We start from the raw sequence: 14,993 nt of genomic DNA, 5'->3' as shown, positions 1-14,993 counted from the left end.
CCTGGTCATCCTCAATGCAAAAGCACGCGATGCGCGCAACGAGTTCGTAATTGCAACTTGACACCCCAGATAGTCGCTCTCCCCCCTCCGGAGGGAGAGGAAAGGGGCCTGGGTCGGCAAGCTCGCGCCTTTCCTCTCCCCCGTCGATCGGGGGAGAGGTGGCGAGCGAAGCTCGACGGAGTGGGGGTCGATCTTTCTTCGAAGCTCACACCCCCTACCGGTTCGCCCACACCAATCCCACCAGCCCGACCAGCATGGTGACGACGCCGATATAGAGCCATTGCGACTGGCCGGTCATGAAGCTGCCGCCGACCACGCCGATGCCTTGCAGCGACCACAGCGCGCCGACGGCAAGCACAATCAACGCCAGCAGATTTTTCGTCAGCCTCATTGCAGGATCTCCCTTTTGAAGTCGATTGGCTGCAGCATCGGGGCCGCGATAAAAGAGCCGAAGGAAGTGGCCCGTCCGTGCCGGACTCTACTTGGATATTAATGTTCGATCTTGTCAAACGGATGCCTGTCAGCAGGACAAAGATCATCATTGATTGATCATCGCGCGGCGGAAAATCCCTGACAGACTGTTACTCAGCGACTCCAAACGTGTGCCATTGCCACGGAACCGCCAGATGACTGCCGCATTTCGCGCCTTATTTGGCACCTAACGGCTGGGGTCTGTCAAAAACGGAGCCATCCCCCAAATATGAAGAATCCAAAACAGACCGCGCTTGTCGCGGTAACGATCGCTGCTGGCCTCATGGTCGGCGCTTCTTCGGCGACCGCCGCCGCCCAGTGCGGCCGCGCCTCATGGTACGCCCTGCACTCCAAGACCGCATCGGGCGAGCGCATGAACCCGTCAGCGCTGACCGCCGCGCATCGCACCTTGCCTTTCGGCACCAAGCTCAGGGTGACCAACAAGAACAACGGCCGCAGCGTCGTCGTGCGCATCAACGATCGCGGTCCGTTCATCAAGGGACGCGTGCTCGACCTGTCGAAGGGTGCGGCCGGCCAGCTCGGCTTCATCGGCTCCGGCCATACTTCCGTGTGCATGGCGCGCGTCTAGAGTTTTCTGTGTCCGGCAACATAGGCCGGACACATTGCCTACACATTTCGCAGTCGCACACTGAGCCGTCTGGCACCGTTCGGCCCCGATTTCCACGGTCTTGAACCAAAGAAGCATTGGTCACGCCGCGTGACGTATTGCATCGCAGCAATTAGTTGTTAACTTCCCCGCGAGACATCTAGGGCTCGGCGCGGCTCGTCGTCCCTTCGGTCGCAGGCAGCAGCGGGGTTCTCGATGTTCTACCAGCTCTATGAGATGAACCACGCGGCCCTGCAGCCGGCGCGCCTCTATGCCGACGCGGTGCGGATGTTCTACTCCAATCCACTCAATCCGTTTTCCCACACGCAATGGGGCCGTTCGATCGCGGCGACGGCCGAACTGTTCGAGCGCACCACGCGCCGCTACGGCAAGCCGACCTTCGGCCTGACCAAGACCGTGGTCGACTGGAAGAGCGTTGAGGTCACTGAAAAGACCGTCTGGTCGAAGCCGTTCTGCAATCTCGTCCGCTTCGAGCGCACGGTCCCCGCCGGACGCAAGCCCGATCCGAAGCTTCTGATCGTGGCGCCGATGTCGGGCCACTATGCGACGCTGCTGCGCGGCACGGTCGAAGCCATGCTGCCCTATGCCGACGTGCACATCACCGACTGGGTCGATGCCCGCATGGTGCCGCTTGCCGACGGCCAATTCGATCTCGATGACTACATCGACTACGTCATCGACATGCTGCACACGCTGGGGCCGGACACGCATGTGATGGCGGTGTGCCAGCCTTCCGTGCCGGTGCTGGCCGCCGTGGCGCTGATGGAAACGAAGGGCGACCCCTTCGTGCCCTCGACCATGACCTTGATGGGCGGCCCGATCGACACCCGCAGCAACCCGACCGCGGTCAATCTGCTGGCGCAGGAAAAGGGCATCGACTGGTTCCGCGACAATGTCGTGATGCATGCGCCCTGGCCGGTGCCGGGCTTCGGCCGCGAGGTCTATCCAGGCTTCCTGCAGCTGTCCGGCTTCATGAGCATGAACCTCGACCGCCACATCATCGCCCACAAGGACTTCTTCATGCATCTGGTGAAGCATGATGGCGACAATGCCGAGAAGCACCGTGATTTCTACGACGAGTATCTTGCTGTCATGGACCTGACGGCGGAGTTTTATCTGCAGACCGTCGACACGGTCTTCGTGCGCCAGGCCTTGCCCAAGGGCGAGATGACGCATCGCGGCACCAGGATCGATCCGTCGGCGATCCGCAACGTCGCGCTGTTCACGGTCGAAGGCGAAAACGACGACATATCGGGCCTTGGCCAGACCAAGGCGGCGCATGATCTGTGCCCCAACATCCCGGCAGACAGGCATGCCCACTACATGCAGCCGGCGGTTGGCCATTACGGCGTGTTCAACGGTTCGCGCTTCCGTTCCGAAATCGTGCCGCGCATCGTCGACTTCATCACCAGCTATGGCCGCCAGGAGCGTGTCGCGGTGAAACCGAAGCTGGTCCGCGCCGCCAAGAAATAATGCAAGTCGCCCAAAATTGCGGGTTTTGGGACGATGACCTGCATAAACCAAGCTTAACGGCGATAAACCGTGAAATTGAACGGTAAAAGCCGGCTGGCTGGCCGATTCTGTTGCACAAGTGCCGCTGTCCAGCCCCTCGGGTAACCATGCCGACAATCCGACCGTCGTCGTAATTGACACGGACTGTAAATCCCCCTTAACCTTTCGTTAATAACAAAGGGTGAGCGGGGACAATGATTTCCTCATCGATGGCGCGACGGCTGCGCGTGTATGTGGCGGCCGGGCTGGCAATGACGGCGGGCTGGGCGGCACCGGCTTTTGCGGGTGGAGCGATGGCGACCGGGGGGCTCACCTCGCAGCCGATCGGCCACTATGATTTCTGCAAGCTGCATCCGGGCGAATGCTCGATCCGCCCGACCAATCTGGCGCCGGCCACGATGAGCGACGGGCTGATGCGCAAGCTTCTCAATGTCACCGCCAGGGTCAACGCCGCCGTCAAGCCGATGAGCGACATGGATATCTACGGCAAGGACGAGGTCTGGGCCTATCCCGACAAGGGCGTCGGCGATTGCGAGGACTATGTGCTGGAAAAGCGGCGCCAGCTTTCGCGCATGAGCATCTCGCTTGCCGATCTTCTGATCACCGTCGTGCGCAAGCCCGACGGCGAGGGTCACGCCGTGCTGACGGTGCGCACCGACGAGGGCGACTATGTGCTCGACAATCTGACCGACAAGGTCAAACCATGGGACGCGACCGGTTACCGCTTCCTCAAGCGGCAGGCGATCGACAACACCGGCCGCTGGGTCTCGATCCGCGGTGGCCAGCAGGTTCTGGTCGGCGCGGTGCAGTAGCTTCTGCACGAACAGGGCGGCATCGGCGATCCTTGGCGCCGCGCGCATCCTCTAATAATCTCGCATCTCTCCGTGAACCATTTCGCTCCGGCCAGCGACACACAGCCGTGAACCGAAACCAACCATGGAGACTTCAGATGACTGCTTTTCTGCGAAACACCCTTCTTGCCGCTCTCGCGGTGTCGAGCATGGCCGGATCCGCCATGGCCGATCAGACCACCACCAGCTGTGCCAAAACCAACCTCAACGATCTCTGGGCCGGCCGCTGTTGCGGTGATGCCGGGGCGTCGGACTGCCTGGGCGGCGGAAACAATGGCCATGGCGGAAATGGCGATCACGGCCGGGGCGGAAATGGCGGCACGGCCGGCAAGAAATGATCTCACCACTGTGCCCGCTGGCGCTCCGCCGGCGGGCAGTTTCCTTCTGAAGCAGGCGAACTTGCATCACGCTCGGATCGTCGGACTACGGCCGCTGGTTTAACGCCGCGCGGATCGATGCGGTGATGCGGCGAAGCTCGGCTTCGTCGAGTTTCTCGATGTTTTCCGCCAGCAGATTGGCAAGCTCGGTGGCGGCGGGGGAAAGACCCGACGTGTCGAGTTTAACACGCGGATGCGAGGCCTCGGCCAGCCGCGCCAGTTCCTCGGCATCGTCCCAGATGATGTTGAAATAGCCGATGATCTTCTGGATCAGCGTCCAGGTCGGGGCACCGCGCCTGCCATGTTCGAGCGCCGACAGATAGGCGGCGCTGACGCCGATCGCCGCCGCCATGTCCTTCTGGCGGACACCGCGTTCGCTCCTAAGCGTCCGCAGCTTCTCTCCGAACGGGGTCATGTCCCCACCCTCATGATAGAGCTCCTCACAGGCGCGCCCGCCGCAGGCGGATATAGAGCGCACCCGAACCGCCATGATTGCGGGCGGCATGGTCGTGGCTGGAGACCAGCGGCCGGAAGGCGGGCGTCGACAGCCAGGCCGGTACCGCGCGCCGCAACACGCCATCGCCGCCGGAGGACGAGCCCTTGCCGGTGATGACCAGGACATAGCGGACGCCGCCGGCATGCGCCCGGTGCAGGAATGAAAACAGCAGCGAATAGGCCTCGTCCTGGGTCAGGCCGTGCAGATCGACGCGGCCCTCGATCGGCAGCCGGCCCTTCGACAGCTTGTCCAAGGTCGGTTCGTCGAGCGCATGCGCGACATGCTGCGTCTTTGGTTTGGCTGCCCCGGGATTGGCCATGGGCTGAACCGGTTGCGGCTGACTTGGCCTGACCTCGGCAGGGATTTCAGGGATGTCGACGGCAAATTTGCCCTTCAGCGGCTTGGCCGTGCGCGCCACCAGGTTCCACAGAACCCGGTCGTCCTCGCTGAGCTTGTCCGGGCGCCGGGTCATCGGACCGCACCTGCAACGAGCGCGCGCGGGATCAGCGCATAAAAATCCGCGGCATTGCGGACCACGCCGGCGATCTCGCCCGCGGCATCGCCCGAACCGGCGAACAGGTCGCCCCGCGCGGACCCGGTGATGGCCGAGCCGGTGTCCTGCGCGATCATCAGCCGGCGGAACGGTTCTGCGTCGAAAGCAGTCAGCGTCGGTGCGTCGATGTAAAAAGGCGTGCCGAATGTATGCAGCAAGCGGTCGACGGCGATCGAGCGGCCCGGCGTCAGCGGCACCTTGGCGGCGGCGATCGGGCCAAGGGCCGCGTCCTCGACATCGGCCTCGCGGAAGAAGATGTAAGAGCGGTTCTGCCGCAGGATCTCGTCGACGCGGCCCGGATGCGCCTTGAACCAGGCGCGGATCGACTGCATCGTCACCTTCTCCAGCGGGATCTCGCCAAGCTCGCTCAAGATCTTGCCGGATCCGGTGAAGCGCTGGCCGGATTTGGCGGCATAGGTGACGCGGACAAGCCGGCCGTCGGTCATGGCGAGGCGTGCGGCACCTTGCACGTGAATGAAGAAGGCATCGACCTTGTCGGCCAGCCAGGCGATTTCCAGACCCTTGCCGTCGAGCGCGCCACGCTCGATCTCGCCACGGTCGGGATACTCGACCGGCCCGCTCGGCGTCTGGCGCGCGAAAGCGAGGTAGGGATCCAGGCCGGGCGGCCGGTTGCTCTCGTCGATATCGACGAGATCGGCCGGGCGCGACAGCAACGGCACCGAAAACCGATCCGTGCGCACCGGTGACGCCTCGACCTGCGGCTCATAGAAACCAGTGACGAGCCCGGCGCCGGCATGTTCGGCGGGGATAAGCGCCGGGACGAAATGGCGCTCGAAGAAGGCGCGGGCTTCCCCGCGGGTCGGCGACTGATTCGCCGGCGAAACGGTCCGGGCCTTGGCGTAGGCATCGGCAAAGGCGTCGAAGTCGATGCCGAGCGCACCACTGCGATAGGGTTTGGTCAGGACATGGAAGGCCGAGCGGCGAAAGGCGGCGAAAGCCGCCGAATGGTCGTCATCTCCCCAGCCGGGCAGGTCGCCGAAGGCTTTCTCGACAAAAAGAGGCGATAGCGACACCGGAGCCTCGCCGCGTGTTTCCGAACTAGTCTTCTTCCTCGGTGGCGACGAGCTTCCAGTTCGGGTCGCGCGAGCGCGTGTCGCGGGCGAAGGTCCAGACATCCTTGACCTCTGCGACGGTTTCCGGGTCGCCGTCGATGACCGCGCCGGCCTTGTCGCGGGTCGCCGAAATCAGCTCGCTGATGATGCGCAGCGTGACATGCGCCTCGCCGCCCTTCATCTCGGCCGAGACGATGTCGGCCTTGTCGATGCCGACGAAGGAGGACTGGATCTTTTCCGCCTTGGCCTCGCGCTCACCGATGGCGGCGACAAAGCCGTCATAGACCTCGCGCGACAACAGGTTCTTCAGCGTTTTGCGATCGCCGTCGGCATAGGCAATGACGATAATCTCGAAAGCCATCAAGGCGCCGTCGACGAAACCCTTCGGCTCGAAGGACGGATCATTGTCCTTGATCGTGCGCAGGCCCTTGTTGAGGTCGGTATCGGGCTTGGCGAATGCGTCGATCGCGGCATAGGTGTCGGGAGCCAGCTCGCCTGGCGGGCGCTTGCGCGGCAGCGAGACGACATTTTCTGATTTCTGGGCGGCATCCTTGTCGCCGGTGCGAGCCGCCGAATAGGGATCGAAGGGCGGCCGTTCGCTGCCGGTGCGGCGGCCCAGCACATTGCGCAGCTGGAAAAAGATGACCACCGCCGCAATCAGGAAGAAAATCGTGCCGAAGTCGAAGAATCCCATATCTTCCGCCAATCAATTCCTGCCCTGTGGCCGGACCGTCAGGCCCAATGGCCACGGTCGCATAGCGTTCAACATTCAAAGCATATAGAACGCAAGGCGCAATCATTCAAATCAAAGGCAGGCATACCTATCTAACAGCCTCAGTGCCAGCGGCGATTGCCAACTGGCGGCCAAAACAATCGAAACGTCATAACAATCGAAAAAAGGTTGGCAAGACTTGCGCATTTCGCTGCTTCCCTTCTTTCTCCTCGCGCTTCCGCTGCTGGAAATCGCCGGTTTCGTCATCGTCGGCCGTGAGGTCGGCGCGCTGGCGACGGTCGGCCTCGTGCTGGCCTCGAGCATCGCCGGCGTGCTTTTGCTCCGGTACCAGGGCTTTGGCGTGATGGCCCGCATCCGCACCGAGATGGCCGCCGGCCAGAACCCAAGCCGCCACCTTGCGCACGGCGCCATGATCGTGGTTGCGGCGGTCCTCCTGATCATCCCCGGCTTCATATCAGACATCATCGGCCTGCTGCTGTTCCTGCCGCCGTTGCGCGACTTTGCCTGGAACCGGTTCAAGGGCCGTATTGTCGTCGCCACCGATTTCTCGACCGGCGGTTTTCGCAGCCGCCAGCGCGACAGGGTCATCGACCTCGAAGACGGCGACTATTCGCGCGAGGACGATCTGAAGCGCGGCCCGGATCACAACTCGCCGTGGCGCCGCCTGAAGGACGATTAGGGCGCCGTCCCATCTATATCCGCAGCCGAGAAGCAAGGCGGCAAACCTTGTCTTGTCATCCCCGCCATGGTAGCGAACGCCCGATTTCAATTCGGTCAGCGACGCTGCCCAGGCAAGAGGACAAGGCTTATGGCCAGCAAGGATGACGCGCCGGTCGGCGCAGCCAACGGAAACGGCAATGCGGCGCAGCCGTCGCTCAACGTTCTGGCGCAATATGTGAAGGACCTGTCGTTCGAAAGCCCCGGCGCGCCGAATTCGCTGCGCGGCCGCGACAAGGCGCCGGGCATCGCCATCAACGTCAACGTCAACGCCAACCCGCTCTCCGACAAGCAGTTCGACGTCAATCTGACGCTGAACGCCAAGGCGTCCTTCGACCAGGAAGTGCTGTTCAATGTCGAGCTGGTCTATGGCGGCGTGTTCGCCATCGCAGGCTTTCCGCAGGAGCACATGCTGCCGATCCTGTTCATCGAATGCCCGCGCCTTTTGTTCCCGTTCGCCCGGCAGATCATCGCCGAGGCAACCCGCAATGGCGGCTTCCCGCCGCTGATGCTCGACCCGATCGACTTCGCCCAGATGTTCCAGCAGAAGCTGGCCGAGGACGAGGCGTCCAAGGTCAAGGTGAGCTGAGGCCTGCTGTCATCGTTGTTGTTTCTGAGAACACGGCCTTGTGCCGGGTTTTCTGTTTGGAACGCTGGCGGGGCAGCGCGCCTTCGAGGTTGGCTGAAGGCCCCTCGCGTCTTCGTCATCCTAGGGCGGAGCAAGGAGCGTAGCGACGCAGCGCAGACCCTAGGATCCATGCCGTGACATTCGCCTTAAAATGCAACGGATCAGAATGGCGCTTGTCCCCGCGCCTGTGCTCGCTACGCTAAAACCATGACCGGTTATGTCTACATGACTGCGAGCCAGAAAGGTGGCACCCCTCTATATCGGTGTCACCAACGACCTCGGTCGCCGCATGCCGGAGCACAAGTCGGGCCAAGGCTCTAATTTCACCAGCCGCTACGGTGTTCAGCGGTTGGTCTGGTACGAGGAGTTTTTCGACATCACCGATGCGATCCAACGTGAGAAGTCCCTGAAGCGCTGGCCGCGCCAATGGAAGATCGAATGATCGAAAAGGCCAATCCAGAGTGGTTCGAGCTGTTTCGCGGGGCGGGGTGGTAACGCTCGGTTTCTTGCACCGCCGGAACATATCATCACCGTCACGGCATGGATCCTAGGGTCTGCGCCGCGTCGCTTCGCTCCTTGCTTCGCCCTAGGATGACGAAGTTATCGGGTCCGCTGCCAATCTTGAGGGTCGGCCCTTCCAGCCTTGCCGCCATCGCTTCTCTAACTGCCAGCAGCAACCTTCAGCCACAACGCCTTCTCACCCAACGTCCCGACCATGCCGGCGTGCGCGGCGCGTTCGGCTTCGGTGAGGCGGGGCCGCAGGGGTGCCGGGCGCTGGCTGATGATGATCTCGATCTGGCGGACATTTTCGCCTTGCGCCGGCGCGGTGGCGCTGTCGAGGATAAGGGCCGCCTGCTTGCCGCCGATCAGCTCGATATAGACCTCGGCCAGCAATTCGGAATCGAGCAGGGCGCCGTGCTTGGTGCGCCTGGTGTTGTCGATGCCGTAACGCCGGCAGAGCGCATCGAGCGAATTGGGGCCCATCGGGTGCTTGCGGCGCGCCAGCGCCAGCGTGTCGACGACGAGGCCGTTGTCGATGACGGGGTGGCCCAGCCGGCCGAACTCGACGTTGAGGAAGCCGACGTCGAACGTCGCATTGTGGGCGACCAGCTTGGCGCCGTCGGTGAAGTCCAGCCATTCCTGCACAATCTCGGCAAAGGTCGGCTTGCCCGCGAGGTCCGCCGCGCTGATGCCGTGCACCGCCTGTGCCTCGGCATGGATCGCGCGCCCTTGCGGGTTGATGTAGTGGTGGAAGGTCTTTCCGGTCGGGAAGCGGTTGATCAACTCGACGCCGCCAAGCTCGATCACGCGGTCGTCGCGCGAATCGAGGCCGGTGGTTTCCGTGTCGAAGATGATCTCACGCATCGAATCAGTCGCTCCAAAGGAGCAGAATCATGAGACCGGAACAAAATGGCAATGGGAAACGAGCTGATCAGGGCAATCACTACAGGTTTGCGCTGCCCCTCATCGCACTGCCGGGCACTTCTCCCCCTATAGTGACGGGGAGAAGGACGCCTTCGCAAAGGATTTCGCCAATCTCCTGCGTTTGCAAGAGAGTAGCCGAGGTCGCGGCCAGCTCCTTCTCCCCGTCACTACACGGGGAGAAGATGATGCCGGCAGGCAGATGAGGGACGGCGCTGACGTTGACAGACGGCAGCCAGTGTCAATGGCCCGGCTTGCCGACCCCGATCAGTTCCGCAATGATCGCATTCACCTGATCCCGCGCGGCGTCCAGCCCCTGGCCGGTGTCGACGATGAAATCGGCCTGACGCCGCTTTTCCGCATCCGGCACCTGCTTAGTCAGGATCGACGCCAGCTTTTCCTCCGTCATGCCGGGCCGCGCCAGCACGCGGGCGCGCTGGGTCTCGGCCGACGCAGTGACGACGACGACCTTGTCGACGCGGTTGCGGCCGCCGGTTTCGAACAGCAGGGGAATATCGAGGACGGCGATCGGCGCGCCTGATCTACGATGCCTGGCCAGAAAGGCATCGGCGTCGGCGCGCACCAGCGGATGGATGATGGCCTCGAGCCGCTTCAGCGCGGCGGCGTCGCCGAGCACACGCGCGCCAAGCTTTGTCCGGTCGACCACCCCGGCAGATGTGGTGCCGGGAAAGGCGGCTTCGACCAGGGGCGCCGCCTTGCCGGCATAGAGGCGATGCACCGTCTCGTCGGAATCATGGACCGGCACGCCGGCGTCAGTGAACATCCTGGCCGTGGTCGACTTGCCCATGCCGATCGAGCCGGTGAGGCCGAGCACGATCATGGCTTCGGCGCCAGATCGGCGACGATCAGGGCCCGGAGTTCGGCCGTCACCCGCGGCCTGACGCCGAACCAGCGCTCGAAGCCGGGCACGGCCTGATGCAGCAGCATGCCGAGGCCGTCGACCGCCTTCAGCTTTCGCGCACGGGCGGCCGCGAGCAGCGGCGTCTCCAGCGGCACATAGACGATGTCGGTGACGACGGCGTGGTCGGGCAGCCGGGCGGGATCGGCCGACAGGCCTTCATTGCCATGCATGCCGAGCGCCGTGGTGTTTATCAGCAGGCCGGCATCGCCGAGCAGTTCATCCGTAGCCGCCATGCCATGCGCCGAGACACCGGCGCCGAAACGATCGCGCAGTTCCTGCGCCCGGGCCAGAGTGCGGTTGACGATGCGGATGTCGGCAACGCCGCGCTCCTTCAGCGCATGGATGACGGCGCGCGACGCGCCGCCGGCGCCAAGCACCACCGCCGGACCCTTGCTCGCCCAGCCCGGCGCATGATCGTCGAGGTTGGCGGCAAAGCCGTGCGCGTCGGTGTTGCCGCCACACAGGACGCCGTCCTCGAACCACAGCGTGTTGACGGCGCCGATTTCTTGCGCCGCCTGGTCGCGGCGTTCGGCCAATGCGAAAGCCGCTTCCTTGTGCGGGATGGTGATGTTGCCGCCGCGGAAGTCGTTTGCCTGCAGCGTTTTCACGAACGCGCCAAAATCCTGCGGCGCGACATCGATGGCCTGGTAGCTCCCGTCGATGCCATGTTTGGCCAGCCAGTGGCCATGGATCTTCGGCGAGCGCGAATGCTTGACCGGATGGCCTGACACGAAGGCCTTCTTTGACACCTCAGCCATCGATCGCTCCCAGGTCACGCAGTTCGGCCAGCAGCGGCAGAAGCGGCAGGCCGACAATGGTGAAATGATCGCCCTCGATTTTCTCGAACAATTGAATGCCTTCGCCTTCGATCTGATAGGCGCCGACGCTTCCCAGCGCCTTGGCGCCGACGCGGGCGAGGTGGCGGCCGATGAAGGCTGGGTCAAGCTTGCGCATGGTCATCGAAGCGATGCCGACATGCCGCCACAAAACCCTGCCATCGCGGACCAGCACGGCGGCGCTGTTCAACTGATGGGTCTTGCCCGACAGCGCCAGGAGATGACGGCGCGCGCCTTCCCTATCGGCCGGCTTGTGGAACACCTCGTCGCCGAGCGACAGCGTCTGGTCGCAGCCCAGAACCAGGGCGCCCGGCCTGCGCTCGCTGACTTCTGTGGCCTTGGCCTCGGCCAGCACCAGGGCGACGTCCTCGGGCGAGACGCCGCTATCCTGCAAAGGCCCCTCGAGCGCGCGCTCGTCGACTTCGGCCGGAACCGCCTCGACCTCGACGCCGGCGTTGACCAGCATCGCCTTGCGGAACGGGCTGCCGGAAGCGAGGATGAGTTTCTCGGTCATGGTTTTAAGCGCCTGATCAATTGTCTAACCGTTGTTGAGATTCTGGCTCCAACAGAAAACCGCTGGCACCTTCGACCACCGTCACGGCATGGATCCTAGGGTCTCCGCGACGTCGCTTCGCTCCTGCTCCGCCCTAGGATGACGAAGGCGTGATGGCTTTTTTGGCCAATCGCGGATGTCGGGTTTGGCATCTGCGCTGTCGAACAGCAGCTGGTGGCAATCGCAAACCTTCGAAATTGGCCGAGACAATCGTCCCTTCGTCATCCTAGGGCGAAGCAAGGAGCCAAGCGACGCGGCGCAGACCCTAGGATCCATGCCGTGACCTTCGAACTTCGCGGCGTCGAAATAGCCGGGCAAAACCTCACCCGGCTGCTGGCCTCATTTATCTCGTCTTCCCCCGCAGGGCAACGATGGCCGCCGCCGTTTCCTCGATCGAGCGGCGGCTGACGTCGATCATCGGCCAGCCATGGCGCGTGCAGATCTTGCGGGCATAGGCGAGCTCTTCGCTGATCGCCGCGCGGTCGACATAATCCGATGCCTCATACGAGCTGCTGTTGCCGAGGATGCGGTTTTGCCGGACATGCGAGATGCGCTCGGCGGTGGCGATCAGCCCGACGATCAGGGGCTTGCTGGCGGCAACCAGGCTTTCCGGCACCGGCACGCCGAGCACGATCGGGATGTTGGCGGTCTTGATGCCGCGGTTGGCGAGATAGATGCTGGTCGGCGTCTTCGACGTGCGAGAAATGCCGATCAGCACCACATCGGCATCGTCCATATTGAGCGGCAATTGGCCGTCATCATGGTCCATGGTGAAATTGAGCGCATCGATGCGGCGGAAATATTCGGCGTCGAGGACATGCTGGGCGCCGACGCGCCGGCCGGCCGGGGTGCCGAGATAGGACTGGAACACGGTCAGCACCGGCTCCAGCACCGATACACAGGGCAGGCCCATGGCCGCGCAGCGCTCGTCGATGCCGCGCGCCAGCTTCTGGTCGACGACCGTATAGAGGATGATGCCCGGTTCCTCCTCGATGTCCTCGAACACCTTCGCCACCTGCTTTTCGGTGCGGATCAGCGGATAGATATGCTCTATGGCGCGCGCGTCCTTATACTGCGCCGAAGCTGCCCGGCCGGCGGCAAGCAGCGTTTCGCCGGTCGCGTCGGAAATCAGGTGCAGGTGGAAGAAGCTCTGGGGTTTGTTCACAGGGGTCACCTGGGGCTGTGGGCTTCTGTGGATAAAGCGGGATGAAAAGACTGGCCTGTCGGAGGCGACTGTATCAGATGGCAGTTTGTCCACAATTCGATGCGCTGTCAGCTTCGTCGGGCGACTGGGGACAAGTTTGGGGACGGCTTTTTTCGACTACGGTCCGTCCACAGGACCCGCCTTTGACCGCTGTGCCTAACACTTTGACTCGATTGATCGATTCGGAGCTATCCCCAGAACCCTACATCTGGGAAAAAGAAGCACGCGACAATATGTTGGCTGGTGTTTTCCGGGGCAAAGCGGGACAGGTGACAACCACCAGAACCAACAGACTCTTAGAATCAGAAGAATCTTAGATATAAGAATCTTTGATTATAGAAGAGGCTGGGAGAAGCGAGCGCCCGATGCCCCAGAACCGGATCATGCTGGATGTCCTGAAGGGCAAGGCTCATTTTCCGCCTCCGCTCTGGATGATGCGTCAGGCCGGGCGCTATCTGCCGGAGTATCGGGAGACACGCAGGCGAGCAGGCTCGTTCCTGGACCTCTGCTACGATCCTGACCTTGCGGTCGAAGTGACCTTGCAGCCGATCGAGCGTTTTGGTTTCGATGCCTCGATCCTGTTTTCCGATATCCTTGTCGTTCCGCATGCGCTTGGCCGTGACGTGCGCTTCGAAGAGGGCAGAGGGCCGCTGCTGACGCCGATCACCGCGCCGGAGATTTTGGCTCTGGAAGGCAAGGTGTTTCACGTGAATCTCGAACCGGTCTACGAGACGGTTCGCCGGTTGCGGGCCAAACTGCCCGAAGAGACAACCCTGATAGGCTTCTGCGGCGCGCCGTGGACGGTGGCGACCTACATGATCGCCGGCCATGGCACACCCGACCAGGCGCCGGCGCGGCTTTTTGCCTATCGCGAGCCGGTGGCGTTTCAACGACTGCTGAAGGTGCTTGCCGAACATTCGGCCGCCTATCTCATCCGCCAGATCGAGGCGGGTGCGGATGTGGTGCAGATTTTCGATTCCTGGTCCGGCGTGCTGGACGATGAAACTTTCGACCTGTTCTGCGTTCAGCCGATGGCCGAGATCGTTGGCCGGGTGCGGGCGGTTCATCCCGATGTTCCGATCATCGGTTTTCCCAAGGGCGCCGGTTCGCGCTACCGGACCTATCGGCAAAAGACCGGCGTAACGGCGCTGGGGATCGACTGGACGGTGCCCTTGGTCGCGGCGAAGGAATTGCAGCGCTCAGGTGCGGTTCAGGGCAATCTCGATCCCTTGCGGCTCGTGGCTGGCGGCAAGGCGCTGTCGGATGGCGTCGAGGCGATCCTGGGAGCGCTGGGAGACGGGCCGCTGATCTTCAACCTCGGCCACGGCATCACGCCGGAGACGCCGATCGCCCATGTCGAGGCGATGGTGAAACAGGTGCGGAGCGCGACACGCTGATGGCTCAGATGAACAACACGAACAGCACCGGCCGGGCGATGATGCGCATGACGATCGGTATCGCGGTGCTGGTCGTTCTCACCGCGCTTTTGTATTTGGCGGCACCCGACAGCTTCTATCCCTGGGCCAAGGCGATCCATATCCTCGCCGTCATCTCATGGATGGCCGGCATGCTCTATCTGCCGCGGCTGCTGGTCTATCACGCCGATGCCGAGAAGGGCTCGGTGCAGTCAGAAACCTTCAAGGTGATGGAGCGGCGCCTGCTGCGGGGCATCATCAACCCGGCGATGATCGTCACCTGGGTGTTCGGCCTGTGGCTCGCCTGGAAGGGTTTTGGTTTCCAGGGCGGCTGGCTGCACGCCAAGATCGGAGCGGTGCTTTTGCTGTCGGCCATGCATGGCTATCTCTCGGGCGCGGTGCGCAAATTCGCCGAGGACCGCAATGAAAAACCGGCCAGGCACTGGCGAATGGTCAACGAGATCCCCACATTGCTGGTGATCGCAATCGTCATCCTGGTGGTGGTCAAGCCGTTCTGATGCATGTCGATCAAAACGGCCAGGAGCCAGCGACAGGCATTGATGCGTTTTAAGCCTTCATAGGCCACGCAAAACGCAGCTTGC

18 protein-coding genes and 1 pseudogene are annotated in these 14,993 nt (G+C 62.9%); 9 read left to right on the top strand and 10 right to left on the bottom strand.

What is annotated here, in order from left to right; translation table 11 throughout:
• Positions 1-214: 214 nt before the first annotated feature.
• Positions 215-391, bottom strand: a complete 177-nt coding sequence (locus NKI99_RS26000; RefSeq protein ID WP_023813429.1) for a hypothetical protein — start codon at positions 389-391, stop codon at positions 215-217.
• A 309-nt stretch (positions 392-700) separates the two neighbouring features.
• Here NKI99_RS26000 and NKI99_RS25995 point away from each other — a divergent pair, with 309 nt between their 5' ends.
• The 4 genes from NKI99_RS25995 to NKI99_RS25980 all read left to right on the top strand — a co-directional run bounded on the left by NKI99_RS25995 (position 701) and on the right by NKI99_RS25980 (position 3,800).
• A complete protein-coding gene (locus tag NKI99_RS25995; RefSeq protein WP_023813428.1) occupies positions 701-1,060 on the top strand; it encodes a septal ring lytic transglycosylase RlpA family protein in 360 nt (119 codons plus the stop codon).
• A gap of 234 nt (positions 1,061-1,294) precedes the next feature.
• The gene (locus NKI99_RS25990; RefSeq protein WP_352612584.1) at positions 1,295-2,572 is read left to right on the top strand and encodes a polyhydroxyalkanoate depolymerase; all 1,278 of its coding nucleotides are present in this window, start codon (positions 1,295-1,297) and stop codon (positions 2,570-2,572) included.
• A gap of 233 nt (positions 2,573-2,805) precedes the next feature.
• The gene (locus NKI99_RS25985) at positions 2,806-3,423 is read left to right on the top strand and encodes a transglutaminase-like cysteine peptidase (protein WP_352612582.1); all 618 of its coding nucleotides are present in this window, start codon (positions 2,806-2,808) and stop codon (positions 3,421-3,423) included.
• 203 nt (positions 3,424-3,626) lie between these two features.
• Positions 3,627-3,800 (top strand): hypothetical protein, encoded by a 174-nt coding sequence (locus tag NKI99_RS25980; protein WP_352555704.1) that lies wholly within the window; start codon positions 3,627-3,629, stop codon positions 3,798-3,800.
• 85 nt (positions 3,801-3,885) lie between these two features.
• Here NKI99_RS25980 and NKI99_RS25975 read toward each other — a convergent pair whose 3' ends face one another.
• Genes NKI99_RS25975 through NKI99_RS25960 form a run of 4 tightly spaced genes read right to left on the bottom strand, consistent with a single transcriptional unit; the run spans position 3,886 to position 6,655 of the window.
• Positions 3,886-4,254, bottom strand: coding sequence for a helix-turn-helix domain-containing protein (locus tag NKI99_RS25975; protein ID WP_352612580.1), 369 nt, complete (start codon positions 4,252-4,254; stop codon positions 3,886-3,888).
• A gap of 25 nt (positions 4,255-4,279) precedes the next feature.
• Positions 4,280-4,807, bottom strand: coding sequence for a Smr/MutS family protein (locus NKI99_RS25970; protein WP_023813424.1), 528 nt, complete (start codon positions 4,805-4,807; stop codon positions 4,280-4,282).
• A complete protein-coding gene (mltA, locus tag NKI99_RS25965) occupies positions 4,804-5,922 on the bottom strand; it encodes a murein transglycosylase A (protein ID WP_023813423.1) in 1,119 nt (372 codons plus the stop codon). The genes NKI99_RS25970 and mltA overlap by 4 nt, the downstream gene beginning before the upstream one ends.
• 25 nt (positions 5,923-5,947) lie before the next feature.
• A complete protein-coding gene (locus NKI99_RS25960; RefSeq protein ID WP_352612578.1) occupies positions 5,948-6,655 on the bottom strand; it encodes a Tim44/TimA family putative adaptor protein in 708 nt (235 codons plus the stop codon).
• A 217-nt stretch (positions 6,656-6,872) separates the two neighbouring features.
• Here NKI99_RS25960 and NKI99_RS25955 point away from each other — a divergent pair, with 217 nt between their 5' ends.
• The 3 genes and pseudogenes from NKI99_RS25955 to NKI99_RS25945 all read left to right on the top strand — a co-directional run bounded on the left by NKI99_RS25955 (position 6,873) and on the right by NKI99_RS25945 (position 8,534).
• On the top strand, positions 6,873-7,373 hold the full coding sequence (locus NKI99_RS25955) for an FxsA family protein (RefSeq protein ID WP_352612576.1): 501 nt from the start codon (positions 6,873-6,875) through the stop codon (positions 7,371-7,373).
• Between the two features lie 129 nt (positions 7,374-7,502).
• The gene (secB, locus tag NKI99_RS25950) at positions 7,503-8,000 is read left to right on the top strand and encodes a protein-export chaperone SecB (protein ID WP_023813420.1); all 498 of its coding nucleotides are present in this window, start codon (positions 7,503-7,505) and stop codon (positions 7,998-8,000) included.
• Positions 8,001-8,246: 246 nt separating this feature from the next.
• Positions 8,247-8,534, top strand: a pseudogene (locus NKI99_RS25945) (GIY-YIG nuclease family protein).
• A gap of 165 nt (positions 8,535-8,699) precedes the next feature.
• Here NKI99_RS25945 and dnaQ read toward each other — a convergent pair.
• The 5 genes from dnaQ to NKI99_RS25920 all read right to left on the bottom strand — a co-directional run bounded on the left by dnaQ (position 8,700) and on the right by NKI99_RS25920 (position 13,030).
• Positions 8,700-9,404: a DNA polymerase III subunit epsilon gene (gene dnaQ, locus NKI99_RS25940; RefSeq protein WP_352612574.1), complete on the bottom strand. Its 705-nt coding sequence runs from the start codon at positions 9,402-9,404 to the stop codon at positions 8,700-8,702.
• A 298-nt stretch (positions 9,405-9,702) separates the two neighbouring features.
• Entirely contained in the window at positions 9,703-10,302 is a 600-nt protein-coding gene (gene coaE / locus NKI99_RS25935; RefSeq protein ID WP_352612572.1) for a dephospho-CoA kinase, read from the bottom strand.
• The gene (locus NKI99_RS25930; protein WP_352612570.1) at positions 10,299-11,141 is read right to left on the bottom strand and encodes a shikimate dehydrogenase; all 843 of its coding nucleotides are present in this window, start codon (positions 11,139-11,141) and stop codon (positions 10,299-10,301) included. Before NKI99_RS25930 ends, coaE begins: the two co-directional genes overlap by 4 nt.
• Positions 11,134-11,733 carry a Maf-like protein gene (locus NKI99_RS25925; RefSeq protein ID WP_352612569.1) on the bottom strand — a complete coding sequence of 200 codons (600 nt, stop codon included), beginning with the start codon at positions 11,731-11,733 and terminating at the stop codon, positions 11,134-11,136. Before NKI99_RS25925 ends, NKI99_RS25930 begins: the two co-directional genes overlap by 8 nt.
• A gap of 382 nt (positions 11,734-12,115) precedes the next feature.
• Entirely contained in the window at positions 12,116-13,030 is a 915-nt protein-coding gene (locus NKI99_RS25920) for a pyruvate, water dikinase regulatory protein (protein ID WP_502897117.1), read from the bottom strand.
• Positions 13,031-13,341: 311 nt separating this feature from the next.
• Between NKI99_RS25920 and hemE the strand changes: the two genes are divergently transcribed.
• Together hemE and hemJ are read left to right on the top strand one after the other, a co-directional pair.
• The gene (hemE, locus tag NKI99_RS25915; protein ID WP_023813413.1) at positions 13,342-14,373 is read left to right on the top strand and encodes a uroporphyrinogen decarboxylase; all 1,032 of its coding nucleotides are present in this window, start codon (positions 13,342-13,344) and stop codon (positions 14,371-14,373) included.
• Complete coding sequence (gene hemJ / locus NKI99_RS25910; RefSeq protein ID WP_352442356.1) at positions 14,373-14,909, top strand: protoporphyrinogen oxidase HemJ; 537 nt, start codon at positions 14,373-14,375, stop codon at positions 14,907-14,909. Before hemE ends, hemJ begins: the two co-directional genes overlap by 1 nt.
• Positions 14,910-14,993 lie beyond the last annotated feature (84 nt).

Origin of the sequence: Mesorhizobium sp. M0239, from assembly GCF_040321815.1 — a bacterium.
Classification (GTDB): Bacteria; Pseudomonadota; Alphaproteobacteria; order Rhizobiales; family Rhizobiaceae; genus Mesorhizobium.
Note: the sequence above shows the minus strand (reverse complement) of the source record. Positions and strands in the feature narration are given on the sequence as shown.

Excerpts from the sequence above, each read along its gene's own strand:
- NKI99_RS26000 (WP_023813429.1), bottom strand. The coding sequence starts at position 391 with ATGAGGCTGACGAAAAATCTGCTGGCGTTGATTGTGCTTGCCGTCGGC.
- NKI99_RS25995 (WP_023813428.1), top strand. The coding sequence starts at position 701 with ATGAAGAATCCAAAACAGACCGCGCTTGTCGCGGTAACGATCGCTGCT.
- NKI99_RS25990 (WP_352612584.1), top strand. The coding sequence starts at position 1,295 with ATGTTCTACCAGCTCTATGAGATGAACCACGCGGCCCTGCAGCCGGCG.
- NKI99_RS25985 (WP_352612582.1), top strand. The coding sequence starts at position 2,806 with ATGATTTCCTCATCGATGGCGCGACGGCTGCGCGTGTATGTGGCGGCC.
- NKI99_RS25980 (WP_352555704.1), top strand. The coding sequence starts at position 3,627 with ATGGCCGATCAGACCACCACCAGCTGTGCCAAAACCAACCTCAACGAT.
- NKI99_RS25975 (WP_352612580.1), bottom strand. The coding sequence starts at position 4,254 with ATGACCCCGTTCGGAGAGAAGCTGCGGACGCTTAGGAGCGAACGCGGT.
- NKI99_RS25970 (WP_023813424.1), bottom strand. The coding sequence starts at position 4,807 with ATGACCCGGCGCCCGGACAAGCTCAGCGAGGACGACCGGGTTCTGTGG.
- NKI99_RS25960 (WP_352612578.1), bottom strand. The coding sequence starts at position 6,655 with ATGGGATTCTTCGACTTCGGCACGATTTTCTTCCTGATTGCGGCGGTG.
- secB (WP_023813420.1), top strand. The coding sequence starts at position 7,503 with ATGGCCAGCAAGGATGACGCGCCGGTCGGCGCAGCCAACGGAAACGGC.
- dnaQ (WP_352612574.1), bottom strand. The coding sequence starts at position 9,404 with ATGCGTGAGATCATCTTCGACACGGAAACCACCGGCCTCGATTCGCGC.
- coaE (WP_352612572.1), bottom strand. The coding sequence starts at position 10,302 with ATGATCGTGCTCGGCCTCACCGGCTCGATCGGCATGGGCAAGTCGACC.
- NKI99_RS25930 (WP_352612570.1), bottom strand. The coding sequence starts at position 11,141 with ATGGCTGAGGTGTCAAAGAAGGCCTTCGTGTCAGGCCATCCGGTCAAG.
- NKI99_RS25925 (WP_352612569.1), bottom strand. The coding sequence starts at position 11,733 with ATGACCGAGAAACTCATCCTCGCTTCCGGCAGCCCGTTCCGCAAGGCG.
- hemE (WP_023813413.1), top strand. The coding sequence starts at position 13,342 with ATGCCCCAGAACCGGATCATGCTGGATGTCCTGAAGGGCAAGGCTCAT.
- hemJ (WP_352442356.1), top strand. The coding sequence starts at position 14,373 with ATGGCTCAGATGAACAACACGAACAGCACCGGCCGGGCGATGATGCGC.